The sequence below is a fragment of the Mesorhizobium waitakense genome (assembly GCF_056431085.1).
The window spans coordinates 104,762-122,127 of record NZ_JBWKME010000053.1; the positions used below are offsets into that span (position 1 = coordinate 104,762).

17 protein-coding genes are annotated in these 17,366 nt (G+C 64.5%); 8 read left to right on the top strand and 9 right to left on the bottom strand.

Translation table 11 applies throughout. The features are described 5' to 3' along the window. Positions 1 to 12: 12 nt before the first annotated feature. The 3 genes from AC07FD_RS13490 to AC07FD_RS13500 all read right to left on the bottom strand — a co-directional run bounded on the left by AC07FD_RS13490 (position 13) and on the right by AC07FD_RS13500 (position 2,592). Positions 13 to 1,101, bottom strand: a complete 1,089-nt coding sequence (locus tag AC07FD_RS13490; RefSeq protein WP_095091695.1) for a hypothetical protein — start codon at positions 1,099 to 1,101, stop codon at positions 13 to 15. A gap of 310 nt (positions 1,102 to 1,411) precedes the next feature. Beyond that, entirely contained in the window at positions 1,412 to 1,801 is a 390-nt protein-coding gene (locus tag AC07FD_RS13495) for a c-type cytochrome (RefSeq protein WP_478350277.1), read from the bottom strand. Positions 1,802 to 1,980: 179 nt separating this feature from the next. Continuing rightward, the gene (locus AC07FD_RS13500; protein ID WP_477396816.1) at positions 1,981 to 2,592 is read right to left on the bottom strand and encodes a thymidine kinase; all 612 of its coding nucleotides are present in this window, start codon (positions 2,590 to 2,592) and stop codon (positions 1,981 to 1,983) included. A 259-nt stretch (positions 2,593 to 2,851) separates the two neighbouring features. On the opposite strand from AC07FD_RS13500, the gene AC07FD_RS13505 reads away from it, so the two are divergent. The 4 genes from AC07FD_RS13505 (at position 2,852) to AC07FD_RS13520 (ending at position 6,282) form a co-directional block, all read left to right on the top strand. Further along, positions 2,852 to 3,787: a choline ABC transporter substrate-binding protein gene (locus AC07FD_RS13505; RefSeq protein WP_478350278.1), complete on the top strand. Its 936-nt coding sequence runs from the start codon at positions 2,852 to 2,854 to the stop codon at positions 3,785 to 3,787. A gap of 137 nt (positions 3,788 to 3,924) precedes the next feature. Then, positions 3,925 to 4,779 (top strand): choline ABC transporter permease subunit, encoded by an 855-nt coding sequence (gene choW / locus AC07FD_RS13510; protein WP_478350279.1) that lies wholly within the window; start codon positions 3,925 to 3,927, stop codon positions 4,777 to 4,779. Next, the gene (gene choV / locus AC07FD_RS13515; protein WP_478350280.1) at positions 4,776 to 5,957 is read left to right on the top strand and encodes a choline ABC transporter ATP-binding protein; all 1,182 of its coding nucleotides are present in this window, start codon (positions 4,776 to 4,778) and stop codon (positions 5,955 to 5,957) included. The genes choW and choV overlap by 4 nt, the downstream gene beginning before the upstream one ends. Before the next feature lie 34 nt (positions 5,958 to 5,991). Next, a complete protein-coding gene (locus tag AC07FD_RS13520) occupies positions 5,992 to 6,282 on the top strand; it encodes a hypothetical protein (RefSeq protein ID WP_478350281.1) in 291 nt (96 codons plus the stop codon). A 104-nt stretch (positions 6,283 to 6,386) separates the two neighbouring features. On the opposite strand, the gene AC07FD_RS13525 is transcribed toward AC07FD_RS13520, so the two are convergent. Both AC07FD_RS13525 and AC07FD_RS13530 read right to left on the bottom strand, forming a co-directional pair. After that, entirely contained in the window at positions 6,387 to 7,793 is a 1,407-nt protein-coding gene (locus AC07FD_RS13525) for an ATP-binding protein (RefSeq protein WP_478350282.1), read from the bottom strand. Further along, a complete protein-coding gene (locus AC07FD_RS13530; protein ID WP_095090825.1) occupies positions 7,790 to 8,506 on the bottom strand; it encodes a response regulator in 717 nt (238 codons plus the stop codon). Before AC07FD_RS13530 ends, AC07FD_RS13525 begins: the two co-directional genes overlap by 4 nt. Before the next feature lie 234 nt (positions 8,507 to 8,740). Here AC07FD_RS13530 and AC07FD_RS13535 point away from each other — a divergent pair, with 234 nt between their 5' ends. From AC07FD_RS13535 to clpS, 4 genes are all read left to right on the top strand, one after another. Further along, positions 8,741 to 9,043: a hypothetical protein gene (locus tag AC07FD_RS13535; RefSeq protein ID WP_457151218.1), complete on the top strand. Its 303-nt coding sequence runs from the start codon at positions 8,741 to 8,743 to the stop codon at positions 9,041 to 9,043. Between the two features lie 39 nt (positions 9,044 to 9,082). Continuing rightward, positions 9,083 to 9,316: a hypothetical protein gene (locus AC07FD_RS13540; RefSeq protein WP_478350283.1), complete on the top strand. Its 234-nt coding sequence runs from the start codon at positions 9,083 to 9,085 to the stop codon at positions 9,314 to 9,316. A 217-nt stretch (positions 9,317 to 9,533) separates the two neighbouring features. Continuing rightward, positions 9,534 to 9,899 carry a hypothetical protein gene (locus AC07FD_RS13545; protein WP_478350284.1) on the top strand — a complete coding sequence of 122 codons (366 nt, stop codon included), beginning with the start codon at positions 9,534 to 9,536 and terminating at the stop codon, positions 9,897 to 9,899. Positions 9,900 to 10,032: 133 nt separating this feature from the next. Then, positions 10,033 to 10,338 carry an ATP-dependent Clp protease adapter ClpS gene (clpS, locus tag AC07FD_RS13550; protein ID WP_477300305.1) on the top strand — a complete coding sequence of 102 codons (306 nt, stop codon included), beginning with the start codon at positions 10,033 to 10,035 and terminating at the stop codon, positions 10,336 to 10,338. A gap of 2 nt (positions 10,339 to 10,340) precedes the next feature. On the opposite strand, the gene AC07FD_RS13555 is transcribed toward clpS, so the two are convergent. From AC07FD_RS13555 to AC07FD_RS13570, 4 genes are all read right to left on the bottom strand, one after another. Further along, positions 10,341 to 12,419: a hypothetical protein gene (locus AC07FD_RS13555; protein WP_478350285.1), complete on the bottom strand. Its 2,079-nt coding sequence runs from the start codon at positions 12,417 to 12,419 to the stop codon at positions 10,341 to 10,343. A gap of 63 nt (positions 12,420 to 12,482) precedes the next feature. Continuing rightward, a complete protein-coding gene (locus AC07FD_RS13560; protein WP_478350286.1) occupies positions 12,483 to 15,302 on the bottom strand; it encodes a DUF4159 domain-containing protein in 2,820 nt (939 codons plus the stop codon). Continuing rightward, on the bottom strand, positions 15,299 to 16,264 hold the full coding sequence (locus tag AC07FD_RS13565) for a DUF58 domain-containing protein (RefSeq protein WP_478350287.1): 966 nt from the start codon (positions 16,262 to 16,264) through the stop codon (positions 15,299 to 15,301). Before AC07FD_RS13565 ends, AC07FD_RS13560 begins: the two co-directional genes overlap by 4 nt. Beyond that, on the bottom strand, positions 16,264 to 17,268 hold the full coding sequence (locus AC07FD_RS13570; protein WP_478350288.1) for an AAA family ATPase: 1,005 nt from the start codon (positions 17,266 to 17,268) through the stop codon (positions 16,264 to 16,266). Before AC07FD_RS13570 ends, AC07FD_RS13565 begins: the two co-directional genes overlap by 1 nt. Between the last annotated feature and the right edge of the window lie 98 nt (positions 17,269 to 17,366).

Here is a 17,366-nt window from a genome sequence, read left to right on the forward strand (position 1 = left end):
GTCCAGTCACCCCTAGGACTGCACGTAGTTTGACGCGTTGTGCTTCTTCAGCACCTCGTCGAAGCGGCGGGCAAAGGCATCGTCGGCCAGCTTCTTGCGGCGCTGGATGTCGGAGCTGGCGACCATGTTCTTCTCGTGCATTTCAAGCAGGTCGCCGATGTGTTTCTGCGAGGCGGCACCGATGCCGGCCATGGTTTCTTCGGCTGTGTTGTCGACCTGGCTGCCAAGAGTGTTGATCTTGTGGGCGACGTCCTGCTGGGCGGCGGTCTTCAGCGAATCCTCCAGCGCCTTGTAGAGCACGATACGCTGTTCGGTATCGATGGTCAGCTTGTTGATCAGCGTCGACTGCGCGGCGATCTGGTTGTTGAGCGAATCGACGAAGGTCTGGAACATCGAGGTGTAGCGTTCCAACGTCTGGCTCTCAGCCAGCAACTCCTGCTCCTTGGCCTGCTTTTCATTGTATTCCGTCGCCAGTTTGGAGCGTTCACCCTCGAGCTGCGTGCGGTCCTTCTGGCTGGTGGACGCGGCGATCTTGTTTTCGATGTCGAGCAGCATCGGGTTGAGCTCCTCGATGCGCTTCTGCACGGCTTCGAGGTTGGACATGGTGGTCTTGCGGCGCTCGATGACCTGCGACAGGCTGGCCTCGGAGGTCTTGTAGCGCTGGTCGAGCACTTCCTTCTGCGCCTTCAGGATGCCGACAATGGTGTCGGACTTGGCCAACAGTTCCTGCAGGTTGCCGGCCAGCGACATGTTGCGGACGCGATCGGTGCGCATGCGCTGCTTGCTCTGGCTGGAGAACATGCCGACGAAGTTTTCCCAGCCGGTGTAGTTCTTCATGCTTTCGAATTCGGCGCCGAAAACGTTGGTGGCGTCCTCCAGACCGATGATCAGGTCGGCGATGTTGCCTTCCATCACCTTCTGCTGTTTCAGCACGTCCTCGATGCGGGCGTTCTCGATGTCGAAATTGGCGTCGCCGATCTTCTTGTCGGCGGTGGCCAGCGTATCAAGCACGGTGCCGGACTGCTCGATCTTGGTGCGCATGTCCTGCACGACCTGCTTGGTCTTGGCAATTTCGGCATCGAAATTCTGCAATGTCGCCATTGGGGCCTCCCGCTTCGGCATCACGTCGCTGGTCGCGAACAGCGGCGAATATATGTGGGGCATCCGGGGATTGAAAGACGCAAGACAAGACCCGCGCCGAAAACAAAAGAATTCGCCACGGTCTTGAAAGGTAGTGAAGGCGTGGTCATGGCGTGATTAGCTTACAGTCAAGCGTAGTTCAACTGTCATTGAACTTCCGTGCCGGCAAAGCAGTCAATCTCCGCCGGCACAGACGCTCGGGAATTCCAGTTGCAGGCGTAACATATCCGGCGAGGCCCGGGCGTCGTCATGCGACGCAGCCGGCGGTTGCTCAGGGCTTGGGATCGGCCTTCAGATAGGCAATGACATTGGCGATATCGTCGTCATTGTTCAGGCCCGCGAACATCATCTTGTTGCCGGGTACCTTGAGCCGAGGCGCCTTGAGATATTCGGCGAGGTTGGCTTCATCCCAGACCAGGCCGCCGGCACCGGCGCTCTTCATCGCCTCGGAGTAGTGACCAAGGAAGCTCTCGGCGCTGCCGGCGGTGCGGCCGACGACGCCCAGCAGATGCGGGCCGACCTTGTCGCGGTCGGTGGCCGCTTCGTGGCAGGAGATGCACCGGTTGAAGACATGCTTGCCCAGTGCCGGGTCGCCGCCGGCATGAGCGGCAAGAGCGGTGGCAAGCAGAAGAATGCTGGCAGACGAAGCGGCTCGAAACATGGCTGACCCCGGAGAGCTCTGGCTGGCGGTCTTATAGGGCCGAGGGCCTTAACAAACGCTGCATCGTCGCGAGATTGGGGGGATGCCGGATCCGGCCGCGCTGGGCCGAGGCCTTTGTTTTTATGCGAGTCGTTATCCCAAAACCGCTGTGCACTTTGAGCGATAGAGCCGCTGGCCTTTCAGGCCTGGGTGAAGCCAATGAAATCGTCGGGCGCGGCGCGGCCCATCTCTTCCTCCCAGTGGCGGCGGCAGAGCGAGACATAGACGTCCTTGCCGATCGCCACCTGCTCGCCCTGGCGTGCCACCTTGCCGTCGGGGCCGAGGCGCACCACCATCGTCGCCTTGCGGCCGCAGCGGCAGATGGTGCGCACCTCGCGCAAATCGTCGGCAATCGCCAGCAGCGCCCGCGAACCGGAAAACAGCTTGCCCTGGAAATCGGTGCGCAGGCCGTAGCACATGACCGGGATGTTCAGCCGGTCGGCGATGCGGGCGAGCTGCCAGACCTGCTCCTCCTCGAGGAACTGCGCCTCGTCGACGAAGACGCAATGCACGGTCGTATGCTCATGGTGATCGGCGACGCGGGCGAACAGATCGTCGCCGTCACGGAACATCTCGGCTTCCGTCTCCAGGCCGATGCGCGACGAGATCAGGCCGCTGTCGCCCTTTCGGTAGTGGCCGGCGACGAACAGCATCGTACGCATGCCGCGCTCGCGATAATTGTACGACGCCTGCAACAGCATCGTCGTCTTGCCGGCGTTCATCGTCGCATAGTGGAAGTAGAGCTTGGCCATGCCGCCCTTTTAAGCCGACTTGTCCCGGCGCGGGGAGGGGGCGTCGCCGCATTCCCCCAAAAAACGACCCCCGCCCCCAAAAAACGACAGCCGCGCAGTGCAAAAGCAGGAAGCGTGTCGCTGATTGGCCAGCCTGCGCCGTTGATCGTGATTGCCTTAATGCTTGAAACCACACCAGAATGGTGTTTGGCTGACGAAACAAGGCGGGCAGAGAAACCGTAACTTCGCTTCGCCTAAGAATCGCAATGGGAGAATATCTATGTCGCGCATGAATTCCTTCGTCGCCGGCCTTGGCCTGGCGGGTCTGTTGTCTACGAGCGCTGCCTTCGCCGGCGATCCGGCAAGCTGCAAGGCGGTGCGTCTTTCCGATGTCGGCTGGACCGATATCCAGGCGACGACCGGTGTCGCTTCCGTTCTGCTGACCGCGCTCGGCTACGAGCCGCAGACGATCCAGCTGTCGGTGCCGGTGACCATGGCGTCGCTGAAGAACAAGGATCTTGACGTCTTCCTCGGCAACTGGATGCCGTCGATGACCAACGACATCAAGGATTACACCGCCGACGGTTCGGTCGAGACCATCAGCACGAACCTGACCGGCGCCGGCTACGGCATCGTGGTGCCGACCTATGTCGCGGATGCCGGCGTCAAGTCGCTGACCGATATCGGCAAGTTCAAGGACAAGTTCAACGGCAAGATCTACGGCATCGAGGCCGGCAACGACGGTAACCGCATCATCCTCGACATGATCAAGAACCCGAAGGACAATCTCGAAGGCTTCGAGCTGGTCGAATCCTCGGAAGCCGGCATGCTGACCCAGGCCGAGCAGTCGATGAAAAACAATGAGTGGATCGCCTTTCTCGGCTGGACGCCGCATCCGGTGATGGGCGCCATGAAGATCACCTATCTCGACGGCATGGGCGACAGCGGCTTCGGTGCTGCCACCGTGTTCACCAATGTGCGCAAGGGCTACACCACGGAGTGCCCGAATGCAGGCAAGTTCATCGCCAATCTGAAGTTCAATCTGGACATGGAAGGCCAGATGATGGACGCGATCCTCAAGGGCGGCGATGCAAACACGGTGGCGAGCGACTGGCTGAAGAAGAATCCTGGCGCGGTTGCGCCCTGGATCGCCGGCGTCACCACCTTCGATGGCGGCGACGCGGCGGCGGCGATCAAGACCGCGCTCGGAAGCTGAGCCGACTGTGATTTCGGCATGACCGAAATAAGGGGCAGCATTCTGGAAAAGGCTGCCCTTTTTCATATCCTGTGACAAGATGACGTTGCGACATCAGAGGCCGAGGGCAGGGCGGTCTCCTGCATGAGAGGGGCGATATGGATCCGATTTCGAAATTCATGGTCGATCACAAGATTCCGATCGGCGCCTGGGGAAAGGCGTTCTTCGGTTTCCTCACCGACAATTTCGACACTGTGTTCAGGGCATTTTCGAATGGCCTCAACTTCCTGCTCGACGGGCTGGTCGACATCCTGCTGCTGGTGCCGCCGGTGCTGCTGGCACTGGTCATCGCCGCCATCGCCTGGCTGCTGCAGCGCTCGCGGCCGCTCGCCATTGGCGTCTTTCTCGGCCTGATCTTCATCATCAATCAGAACCTGTGGAAGCAGACGGTGCAGACGCTGGTGCTGGTGGTGGCGGCCGCCGCCATGGCGATGGCGGTCGGCGTGCCGCTCGGCATCTGGGCCGCGCACAAGCCGAAGGTCTACCGCATCATGCTGCCGGTGCTCGACCTGATGCAGACGCTGCCGACCTTCGTCTACCTGATCCCGGTGCTGACGCTGTTCGGTCTCGGCAACGCGCCCGGCCTCATCGTCACCATCATTTTCGTCATCCCGACCGCGGTCAGGCTCACCCATCTCGGCGTCGTCTCGGTGCCGAAGTCGATCATCGAGGCCGGCGAGGCGTTCGGCGCCACCAAGAGCCAACTTTTGTGGAAGGTGGAGCTGCCCTCGGCGCTGCCCACCATCATGGCCGGCCTGACGCAGTCGATCATGCTGTCGCTGTCGATGGTGGTGTTCGCGGCGCTGATCGGCGCCGGCGGCCTCGGCACCGAGATCAACCGGGCGCTCGGCTCGCGCCGCATCGACCTCGGGCTTGAGGCTGGCCTGGCTATCGTCGTGCTCGCCATCGTGCTCGACCGAATGACCCGAATTGCCGTTGGAGGCAAGAAATGACCGTCGCCGTCGATTTCAGAAACGTCGATATCGTCTTCGGCGCCGACCAGGTCGGATCGCTGGCAATGATCGATGCCGGTGCCACCCGCGCCGAGATCCTCGAAAAGACCGGCAATGTGCTGGGCTGCGCCGGCGCCAGTCTGACCGTGAACGAGGGCGAGATCTCCGTTCTGATGGGCCTGTCGGGCTCGGGCAAGTCGACGTTGCTGCGCGCCGTCAACCGGCTGAACGTGGTGTCGCGTGGCCAGGTGCTGGTCAAGGACGGCGACAAGACCGTCGACGTCGTCACTTGTGACCAAGCGACCTTGCGGCGTCTGCGCCAGAAGCAGGTGGCGATGGTGTTCCAGCAGTTCGGCCTGTTGCCGTGGCGCACGGTGGAGGAGAATGTCGGCCTCGGCCTCGAGCTTGCCGGCGTGCCGGAGGCCGAGCGCAAGGCACGGGTCCAGAAACAGCTGCAACTGGTCCATCTCGACCAATGGTCGAAGAAATACGCCCATGAGCTGTCGGGCGGCATGCAGCAGCGCGTCGGCCTTGCCCGCGCCTTCGCCACCGAGGCACCGATCCTGTTGATGGACGAGCCGTTCTCGGCGCTCGACCCGCTGATCCGCACCAAGCTGCAGGATGAATTGCTGCAGCTGCAGGCCGAGTTGAAGAAGACCATCATCTTCGTCAGCCACGACCTCGAGGAGGCACTCAAGATCGGCAGCCACATCACCATCATGGAGGGCGGCCGCATCGTGCAGACCGGCGCGCCGGAAGACATCGTGCTGCGGCCGGCCAACGACTATGTCCGCGACTTCATCGCCAATGTGAACCCGCTGTCGGTGCTGACCGCCTGGAACGTGATGCGTGACCGTCGCGACCTGGAGCACGGCGACAATGGCTGGGTGTGGCTCGACCGGCGCAAGACGACGCGCTTCAAGATCGACGAGCACGGGCTGGTGGCGGCGGCCGAACGCGACGGCAAGCCGGCGGTCTGGGTGTCCTGCGCCGATATCGATGGCCAGTCGGAGGAAGCGGCGCAAGTGTTCTGGGCCAATCCCGGCACCTCGCTGAAAACCGTGATGCTGGCCATGCACCGTTCGCAGACCGCACCCGTGGCGCTGTTCGATGACCAGTCGCGCTTTGTCGGCGCCATTGGTGTTCGCGATGTGTTGAGCGCGGTGCTGCGGCGGTAGGCCGGCAACGGTCCGGGTCGCATCGAGAGGCGCCTTGAAACGGATCTGGAACTGGCTGTCGTCACCGCACGCCGCGCAAGCGGCGCTCGGCGTGCTGATCGTGATTGCGATCCGGTCGAATCTGGAATTCTTTCGCATCGGCGGGGCGTCGGCCGCGCCACCGGCGAAGGAGCAAATCTTCTACATCGAAGGCTCGCTTGCCGCATCCGTCGCCGCGCTGGTCGTTCTCGCCTTGCATGCGTTCGGACTGCATCGCTGGGCAACGCTGTTGGCGACGGCGGTCGTCATCTCCCTGCTGACTTGGAAAATCATCGCCATCAGCTGACCTCGAGCGGTTCATTGTTTCACGGAAACGCCGAACCGCTCGGTCTCTTGTTTGACGCAATTCCGGACGGAAAACCGCTTCACACTTTTCCTGGAATTGCTCCGTCAAGCCGCCAGCGGCAGGCGCAGTTGCGTCAGCAGGCCACCACCCGGGTTGTTGGACAGGCTGATCTCGCCACCGGCGGCCCGTGCGATATTGCGGGCAATGGTCAGGCCGAGACCGAGGCCGCCTGTCTGTCGGTTGCGGGATTGTTCGAGGCGCACGAAAGAGCCGAACACGGCGTCGATCTGCGCCTGTGGTATGCCCGGCCCTTCGTCGCGGATAGTGAGCAGGATCATGTTTTCCGAGCGGCGCAGGGAAAGATGCGCCTTCTTGCCGTAGGTGATCGCGTTCTGCATCAGATTGGTGACGCAACGCCTGAGCGCGACCGGCCGCGCCATGCAGATCAGGCCGCGCGATCGGGTATCGTCGTCGAATGAGACGTCGTCATAGCTGTCGGCGATCGATTCCACGAGCGACCAGAAGTCGATGCGTTCGTTCTTTTCCTCGGTCACCTCGAAGGTGGCGAAGTCGATCACCGAACTGGCGATGCTTTCGACATCGGCGAGATCGTGCGCCAACGCCTCGCGAACCGCCGATTTGCGCAGCAGTTCCAGGCGCAGGCGCATCCTGGTCATCGGCGTGCGCAGATCATGCGCCAACGCTGCCGCCAGGTGTTCGCGGTCCTCGACATATTCGCGCAACCGGGCCTGCATGGCGTTGATCGCCTTGGCGGCGGCGCGGACCTCGCGGCTGCCGCTTTCGGCGATCGGCGGGCTCTTCAGATCCTTGCCGATCCGGTTCACGGCGGTTTCCATCATCCGGTAGGGTGCCGTCAGCCGGCGCAGCGACCAGATCGACATGATCACCACCAGGCCTGCGATCAGCGAATAGAGCGGCAGGCTGTCGAAGCTCAGGATCGGGCCGACGGGCGTGATCGGCTCGGTGAAGTTCAGCCACTGGCCGTCGGCGAAGCGCAGCGACGCCGTCAACTTGTCGCTCTGGGCGAAGTCGGCGGCCAGCACCAGCAGGTCGCGCTCGACCTGGCCAACATCCGGTCCCGGTGCCATGCCGGTGGCATCGTCGGCCTCGCGCGTTGCCGGGTCGCGCCGCACCCGCGCATCGGTGATGCCGAATTTCGACAGCCGGCCGACGAGGATGTCTTCGAGCTCCGCCAGTTCGTCGTCGCCGGCAATCGACGAGTTGACCGCGGGCGTGTCGGTGACGGTAAGCGCGTAGGTGGAATTGAACAGGCCGGTCGCCGTCGCCTTGCGTTGCTCCGGACTGGCGTCATGCATGAGCTGCACCAGCGAGAAGGCGCGATCGTTGAGGCGATAAAGGTCGACGACACTATTGGCAGCGGCGCGGTCGCGCGACACGATGTAGAGGGTCGCGACCTGGCTGATCAGCAAGCCGGCGATGACGATCAGCAGCACCCACACAGGCAGGGTCTGCGGCAGGAAACGTCTCATTCGGAGGTCGTCTCGGGCAGGAACTGGTAGCCGCCGCTGCGCACGGTCAGGATCAGCTTGGGCGTCTTCGGGTCGTCTTCCATCTTGCGCCGCAGCCGGCTGACCAGGATGTCGATGCTGCGGTCGAAGGAATAGTCGCTGTCGCCGCCGGACAGTTCGATGAGTTGGTCGCGCGTCAGCACGCGCTGCGCGCTCTTGACGAAGGTCTGCAGCAGGTTGAATTCCGCCATGGTCAGCTCGACCCTGACATCGTCGGGGGCGATCAGCCGGCGTCGCGAACAGTCCATCGTCCAGCCGGCGAAGCGGTAGATCTGCTTGGTGGTGGCGCGCTTTGGCTCGGCGGCGCCGTTGCGCCGCAGCACGGCGCGGATGCGCGCCAGAAGCTCGCGCGGGTCGAATGGTTTGGGCACATAGTCATCGGCGCCCATCTCCAGGCCGACCACGCGGTCGGTGGTCTCGGTGACGGCGGTCAGCATGATGATCGGTGTCGAGTACTGGGCGCGAAGGTCGCGGCACAGTTCCAGCCCGCTCTTGCCGGGCAGCATCACGTCGAGGACGATAAGGTCCACCTGCGCGCGGCGCAGGATGGCCTCCATCTCGGTGCCGTCTGCGGCAACCGAGGTGTGCAGGCCCCGCTTCTGGAAGAATTCCTGCAGCAGGTCGCGGATGCCCTTGTCGTCGTCGACGATCAGTATGTGTGCGTCGGATTTCACAGCAGCCCTGTCATTGTTTGATTGCCTAGCCCTTCTGTCGCAACCCACACGATAGAATTCAGGCCATATGTTGGCCAGTGGTGATGATGCGCCCACACCGGCTTTCTCAGACACAATCCAGAAACAAAATTCTACAGTTCAGAAAAACTCCTGAAAAAATACAAAGGCATAACTGGTCCCGTGGCGGTCAGGTCATCGGCTGCGACGCTAGTCTCGGGGTTCACGGATAAACCGATGCCAAGGTTGTCGATCAGTTTGTTGGGTGCGTTGCTGGGCATTTGCCTGGTTACTGCCGCTGTCGAACAATCGGACGCAAAGGTGACGCCCACCACCCGGAGTGAACGGTGCGCCAATCTCAGCCACCAATTCGATGAAGCCCTCGAAACCCATGCCGCGGCAACGCAGGTCACCGCGGCAAAGGCACTTCAGAGAAAGGGTAACCGGTACTGCGCCGCCAAGAAACAGGCGCAGGGTATCCGGATGCTCGCCAACGCTTTGAAGCTGCTTGGAGTGACACCGAACGACCCGGTTCAGTGACGCTCGAAAACTCGACCCGCTAAAAAAGGAAATGAAGCCATGAAAAAGTCCATCCTCTCCGCAACCGGTCTCGCCGTCGCTCTCGCTTTCGCGATGCCGGCTCTCGGCAACGCCGCTGCCACCACGACCGCTGCTCCGGCTGCTTCGACGACGACTACCGCTCCGGCTACCGCCGCTCCGATGAAGACTGCTCCGAAGAAGGTCGTCAAGAAGACCAAGAAGCACAAGAAGGCTCCGATGAAGGCCGACAAGAAGGTCGCCCCGAAGGCTTGATCCAGGTCCGGCATTCGATGCCTGCCTTGTGACAAGGCCGCTCCAGTTGGTTTCGGCTGGAGCGGCCTTCTTCCTGTCCGAGCCCGTTGAAAAGCGTCTATATCGGCGATGAAGCGGACGGTTAGCCTACCGATGTTTGGCCGAAGCCTCGCGCCGGCAGCTTCCGCCCCGACCGACTTTAACCCGTTTGCAATGCCGGCCATGTAGGACAATCCGCATGAAGAAGCGGCTTTCGTCCACTCTGCGTTCGTTGGTGCTTGGCGGTCTGGTCGCCACTGGCGCCGCCAGGGTGCTGATCCTGCTCACCGCCAGCCCGGTGCCCGATCCGGCCAGCGGACGCACCGAGCCTTCGCTGTTCGCACCGGAGATTTCCACCAACTGGGACTACATCACGCCGGCACAGACCTGGGTGCTGATCGTGCTCACCGGCACAACGCTGATCTGCGTCGTCGCGTGGCCGATTGCGGCATGGCTGGAACGCCGGGCGGATGCGGTTGGAAACCGCCTTCGGTCCGATATGCCGTCCGTCACAGCCGCGCGGCAGATTCCCGGCCGCCGCATCTTTGGCCGCCAGGACCGTTGAACGGCAACCGAGACTCTCCCACATAGTCGTGAATGGCGGCGCCCTCCGGCTTTGCGCGTCAATCAAAATGGACGGCTGAATTCGCTGGTGTCAGAATGCGGGCCAGGTCGCTTGCGCAAAATTGTCGGTTCCGATGCCTGAAATCACCACAAAACCGCGTACCCAGGTCAAGCCGCAGACCGAGCGGCCAAAGCTCTACAAGGTCATCCTCATCAATGACGATTTCACGCCGCGCGAATTCGTGGTGACGGTGCTGAAGGGCGAGTTCAAGCTCAGCGAAGACCAGGCGCACAGGATCATGATCACCGCGCACCGGCGCGGCGTCTGCGTCGTTGCCGTCTTCACCAAGGATGTCGCCGAGACCAAGGCGACACGGGCGACCGATGCCGGCAAGGCCAAGGGCTATCCGCTGCTGTTCACGACCGAGCCGGAAGAGTAGCCCTACCGCCCCTCGCGGTACCACATCGAACCCATCGCCAGAAGCAGCAGGCCGAGGCCGAGGAAGCCGCCGAACAGCGGCACGCGCGAGACCGCCTTGAGCACGCTGTCGTCCGTCGTGCGCAGGCCGATCCAGTCGCTGCCGCTGGCATCGCCGGCCGAGCGGACGGGCACGATCGACGGCAGCGTAATGTCACTGCCAAGGGCCGTGGATGACGCCAGTCGCCGCACGCTGCCGCCGGTGGCTTCCGCCGGCGTCCTCAGCCGGTTTTCGGTGGAAATGACATCGGCGAATTCCGGTGCGTTGACCGGGCCGACATGGGCGAGCGCGGTGAGGTCGCCATTGGCGATCTGGTAGAGGCCGATCTCGCTGGTCTCGACACTGCCGAGGAAGACGCCGGGTTCGGATTTCTCGAGCTTGACGGTCAAGGTCTTGCCGGAAGGGGTGATGATCTGCGCCGGGCCGGGATCATCGGCCATCGTCTGGCGGCGGATTTCCAGCACCATGCCGCGACCGTCGGCGGTCAGCCGTTCCTCCTCGAGATCAGGCTCCTTCATCAGCCAATGAGCGATGCGCCGGTAGAGCTGGACATGCGGGCCGCCACCCTCGAAGCCGCGCGCCCACAGCCAGCCCTGATCGGACAGAAGCATGCCGACGCGGCCCTCTCCCTTGCGGTCGAGCAAGAGCAGGGGCCGGTTGTCGGCGCCCTTCATCACCACTTCGCCTTCGGGATTCTGCACGCCGATGGTGCGGAACCAGCGGCTCCAGTGCGGCGGCTCGGTGGCCGAACCGTCGAGCCCGCGCGTCACCGGGTGGCGCTGGCCGAGGTCGGTGAGGCGCGGATAGAAGGCCTTGTCGACCACCTCGCCGGTCGGCATCGCCGGCAAGGCCGACATCAGCGGCGTGCGCGCGATCGAGCTTTCGCCGGCATATTCGGGGCCGGCCGCGATCAGCAGCGCGCCACCCTTTTCGACATATTCGGAGATGTAGTCGTAGTAGAGGATCGGCAGCACGTCGCGGTGCTGGTAGCGGTCGAAGATGATGAGATCGAAATCCTTGATCTTCTCGACGAACAATTCGCGGGTCGGGAAGGCAATCAGTGACAATTCGTTGATCGGCGTGCCGTCCTGCTTTTCCGGCGGCCGCAAAATGGTGAAATGGACGAGATCGACCGAGGCGTCGGATTTCAAGAGATTGCGCCAGGTGCGCTCGCCGGCATGCGGCTCGCCGGAGACGAGCAGCACACGCAGGTTTTCGCGAATGCCATCGATGAGCGCGATGGCGCGGTTGTTGGTGTCTGTCAGTTCGCCCGGCTCGCGGTCGATGGCGAGTTCGACGATGTTGCGGCCAGCACCCGGAATGGTCACCTGCAGCGGCATGGCCTGGCCGACGGTGGCATGTTCGACCGCGACCTGCTCGCCATTGACCGAGACGCGCACTTCGACCGGGCCGGTCTCGTTTTCCGTCGAGATGACGCGGTAGGTCATGTCGAGCGGCTTGCCAACAAGGCCGAAGCGCGGTGCGTTCTCGAAGCGGATGCGGCGATCCTTCTCGTGATCGTTGCCGGTGATCAGGGCATGCAGCGGCGCGTTGAAATCGGGGCTGCCCGCGGGCGCGTCATGCACCTCGCCATCGGTGATCATGATGGCGCCGCCAATGCGCGACGGCGGCACGTCGCGGAAAGCGCCTTCGAGCGCGCCGAACAGCCGTGTCTCGGTGCGCTCCTCGGCGGCTTGCGATTTGCCGGCTTCGACGACGCGCACGTCGAACTGCTTGAAGCGGCCAAGACGCTGCTGCAGCCCGGCCAGTGCCTCGTCGGTCTGCTTGGTGCGGTCGCCGATATCCTGGCTCTGGCTGCGGTCGACGACGAGGGCGACGACGCTTTTCAGCGGCTCGCGTTCCTCGTTGAGGAACACCGGATTGAACAGGGCGGCGGCGAGCGCCAGCAGGGCGACGAAGCGGAAAACGGCACCGCGCTGGCGAAACCACAGGCCTATGAGCGCCAGCAGCGCCAGCGGCACCAGCACCAGAGCCAGCAGGGGCCAGGAGATCAGCGGCTCGAGGGAGATCGACCAGTTCATGAATTAGCCTCCCCCTTGTGGGGAGGGCAATTCCGCGTTGGGAACGCAACAAAGCACGTCATCCTACTGCCCCAGCCGTTCGAGCAGTATGGGCACATGCACCTGGTCGGATTTGTAGTTGCCGGTCAGCATGTACATCATGATGTTGACGCCGGCGCGCAGCGCGTAGATGCGCTGCATCGGGTCCGCCGGCACGGTCGGCAGCAGCGGATCGCCATTCTCGTCGACCGCCCAGGCGCCGGCGAAATCATTGGCGGTGACCATGATCGGCGAGACGCCGTCGCCGGTGCGCACCGGCCGGTTCTCGGCATTGCTGGCGTCGAGCGAGGCCTCGACCCAGAGCGGGCTGCCACTGAAGCGGCCGGGAAATTCGGGCAGGATGAAGAAGGATTTGGTCAGCACGTGGTCGGACGGCACCGGCTCCAGCGGCGGCACGTTGAGGTTGCCGAGGATGTCGCGCAGCCGCTCCGTCGCCGGGCTGGTCGAATCGGCGCCGATGCCGTTGGCGAACTGGTCGCGGGTGTCGAACAGCACCGTGCCGCCTTGCTGCATATAGGCGTCGATGCGGGCGATCGCGGCCTGGCTCGGCATCGGTGCGGCCGGATCGATCGGCCAGTAGATCAAGGGATAGAACGACAGTTCGTCCTTCGCGATGTCGACGCCGGCCGGCGCGCCGGGTTCCAGCGCCGTCTTTTCGACCAGGAAGCGGGTCAGGCCTTCGAGCCCGGCGCGGCTGATCGAATCGTCGCCCGGCACGCCGGTCAGCACATAGGCGATGCGGGTCTTCGATATGGCCTCGATGGCGACCTCGTCGCCAGGTTTGGCGTCGTCGGCGCGGGCAGGATCGGCATGGCCAAACAGCGCGCCGAGCGCAATCAGGATCGCGGCGGTGGTGGCCACGCCACGGGCACGGCGCGGCCGGCGGGCAAACAGGCCGCCCATCCAGAACACCGCCAGCGTGTCGAGCAGCATCAGCACCAGAGCGGCGGCGACCAGCGCGCCCTTCAAGTTGCGCGATTCGTCAAAGGCATACTGGATCGATGTGACCGGCACGGTGATTTGCGGGCGCGCCAGGGGCGCCAGCTTGCTTGCGGCATCGAGCAGGTTGTGGGCGAAGACGCCGGTCTCGGAGCCGTAGAGGCCGGGCGGGTTCTCGAAGGTCACCGCCAGCGCGGGACCCGGCACCAGCGGCCGTGCATCCGGCGTCGGCGGCACCAGCGAGCCGTCGGCTGATATCATGCGGTAGGGCGCCAGCGAGGTGGCCGCGGCTTCGGCATTGGCGATCGCCGCGCCCTGGTTGCGCGACAACTGCACGATGCGGCGCAGCATCTCGACGAAGCTGCCGGAGATCGGCAGGTTCGACCAGGTCGCCTCGGGCGTGACGTGGAACAGCACCAGCGTGCCCTTGCCTTTCTTCAGTCCGGTGACCAGCGGCGTGCCGTCGGCGAGGGCGGCCCAGGTGCGCTCGACGATGTCGGGGGTCGGCTCGGCCAGCACCTGCCTGGTGACGGTGACTTCGGTCGGGGGCGCAAGATCGGCGAACGGACCGGCCTTGGGGAATTCGGTGACCGGTTGCGGTGACGTCCATGACAGGGCGCCGCCGAGCGAACGCTCGCCGGTGCGCAGGCGGACTGGCAGCAGGTCGTCGTCATTGCCGGCGGCGGCCAGCCGCGAGCCGGCGAAACGCACCAGCGTGCCGCCATTGTCGACCCAGTCGACCAGCCTTTGCCGAACCTGTGCGGGAATGGTGCCGATGTCGGCCATGACGATCATCGCCGGCTTCTGGTCGAGGATCTGCGGGATGGCGTCGGCGAGGTCGGCGCTGGAGGGTTCGACGAGATCGGCGAAGGGCTGCAGCGCGCGCCTGATGTAGTAGAGCGGCGACAAAAGCGGCTGCGCCTGGTCGGCCTCGGCCTGCCACAGCAGCCCGACGCGGCGGCGCTTGGAGCTTTCGTCAAGGACGCGCACAGCACCGGCCTGGCGCTCGCCGTCGAGCGCGATCGAGGCGAAGTCGTTGCGCAGCTCGAACGGCACCGCCATGGTGCCGGTGGCGGTGGTTTCGCCAGGGGAAAAGGTCAGCGTCGCATCGGCGATGCGGCGGCCCTTGTCGTCGAAAGCGCCGGCGGTGACTTGTGCCGGTGCCGGGTCGCCCGGCGCGCGGATGGCGGTCAGCGCAAAGCCGTCGACCTGGTTGTCGGCGGTGGTCAGGCCGGTCAGCGACAGCCGGTCTGAACTGGCCCACACGACACGGGCGGCATTTTTCGACAACAGCGTGTTGAAGGCGGCCTCGTCGCCCTTTGCCGCCAGGCCATCGGCAAGCACGGCGACGCTGGCGCCGGGCAAGGTGTCCAGCACCCCGGCGACGCGGGCATAGACGGCGGGCCGGTCGGTCGGGATCGGCCGTGGCTTGGCGGCACGCAGCCGGTCGAGTGCAGCGGCGGCATCGAACGGGCCGATTTCCGAATTGGGCTTTTCGGCGGTGAAGGCGACGATGACCGGCACGCCGTTCGAGCCGGCGTCTTTGATCAGCCGCTCGGCGGTGGCGACGCGCTTGTTCCAGTCGGCGGCACTTGCCCAGTCATTGTCGATGACCAGCGCCAGGGCCGCGCCCTCGGCCGGCAGTTTTTCGCGCGGGTTGAACACCGGCTCAGCAAGGGCGGCGACGATGAGCGCCGCCATCAACAGCCTGAGCAGCGTCAGCCACCACGGGCTCTGCTGCGGCGTTTCCTCGCGCTTCAACACACGCGCCAGGATCTTCAGCGGCGGGAAGATCTCGCTCTGCGGCTTGGGCGGCGTCAGCCGCAACAGCCACCAGATCACCGGCAGCGCCAACAGGCCCCATAGCACCATGGGGGCGCCAAAGGAGAGCGGCAGCCAGCTCATGCGACGGCCTTCCCGGCACGACCGCCACCAGCGGTCGGCCCGGCGCGACCGCCACCGGCCAGCCCGGCATAACCGCCGTCGGCGGTCATCGCCATGTGCAGGCGCACCAGCGCGTCGGAAGCCAGCCGATCGGTGTGGTTGACAGTAAAGCTCCAGCCGAGCCGCCTGCACCAGGCGGCCAGTTCGTGGCGGCGGGCGGTGTAGAGCAGGCGGTATTCATCGCCGAGCATTTCGGCGCGGCCGGCGGTCAGCTTGTCGCCGGTCTCGGGATCGGTGAATTCGGTGCGGCCGGCATAGGGGAAGGTTTCCTCGGCCGGGTCGGCGACCTCGATCAGGTGCGCGCGCACGCCATGACGGGCGAGCACGTCGAGCCAGGCCATCGTCTCTTCGACCGGATCGAGGAAGTCGCCGGCGATGACGATGTCGCAGAAGCGGCGGATGTCGGAGAGGTCAGGTTTTGCAGGCAACTCGCCGGCGTGCACGAGTTGGGCGGCAATGCGCTCGGCGCCGTTGCGGGCGGTGAACGGATCGGTGAGGCCGGGCCAGGCGATGCGTTCGCCGCTGCGCGACAGCAGCTCGGCCATGGCCAGCGCCAGCACCAGCGCGCGCGATTGCTTGGACACGCTGGCGCCGGTCGACTTGTAAAGCATCGACGGCGACGGGTCGGCCCAAAGCCATACCGTATGGGCGGCTTCCCATTCGCGGTCGCGCACATAGGTGTGGTCGTCGCGGGCCGAGCGGCGCCAGTCGATACGCGAGGCATCGCCTTCGACATAGGGCCGGAACTGCCAGAAATTCTCGCCGATGCCGCGCTTGCGGCGGCCATGCCAGCCGGCGATCACGGTGTTGACGATGCGGCGCGCTTCGACCAGCAGGTCGGGCACAAGCGAGGCCCGCAACCGGCCACGGGCGAGCGCGTCGCGCGTGGCTGCCGGAGCCTGGACCTCGCCGATGCGCGCCATCAAATCCCTTTCACCAGCTTCGCCACCACGTCGCGCACGCTGGTGCCTTCGGCGCGGGCGGCGAAGGTCAGCGCCATGCGATGCTGCAGCACCGGCTCGGCCAGCGCACGGACATCATCGATGGAGGGCGCCAGCCGCCCATCGTAGAGCGCGCGCGCCCTTGTGCACAGCATCAGCGCCTGGCTGGCGCGCGGGCCGGGGCCCCAGGCGACATGCTTGTCGGTTTCGGCATTGCCCTGGCCGGGGCGCGCTGATCGGACCAGCGTCAGGATCGCCTCGACGACGCTTTCCGGCACCGGCATGCGGCGGATCAGCGTCTGGATCTCCTTCAGCCGCACCGGCTGCAGCACGTTCTGCGCCCTGGCGTCCTCGATGCCGGTGGTTTCCAAGAGGATGCGGCGCTCGGCCTCGATTTCGGGATAGAGGATGTCGACCTGCATCAGGAAGCGGTCGAGCTGGGCCTCGGGCAAGGGATAGGTGCCTTCCTGCTCCAGCGGGTTCTGTGTTGCCAGCACATGGAAGGGCGCCGGCAGGTCGTGGCGGGCGCCGGCAATGGTGACGTGGTACTCCTGCATCGCTTGCAGCAGCGCCGACTGTGTGCGCGGCGAGGCACGGTTGATCTCATCGGCCATCAAAAGCTGGGCGAAGATCGGCCCGGAGATGAAACGGAAGGAACGCTTGCCGAACTCGTCCTGCTCCATCACCTCGGAGCCGAGGATATCGGACGGCATCAGGTCGGGCGTGAACTGGATGCGGCGTGAATCGAGGCCGAGCACGACGCCCAGCGTCTCGACCAGCTTGGTCTTGGCGAGGCCCGGCACGCCGACCAGCAGCGCATGGCCGCCGGCCAGCAGCGCCACCAGCGTGCGCTCGACGACGCTTTCCTGGCCGAAGATGACCCGGCCGACCCCGTCGCGGATCCTGGAGATGTCGGCAAGCGCCTTCTCGGCCTCGGCGATCATGTCCGTTTCGCTCATAGGGCTTTCCTTGACCATCACGCTCATGCAGCTTCGATCCCTTTGGTTGGAGATACCATGGTTGGAAATACCGGCACGCACCATAGCATAGGTTGCCGCGATTCGGCTTCGCGTGGCGCCTATGT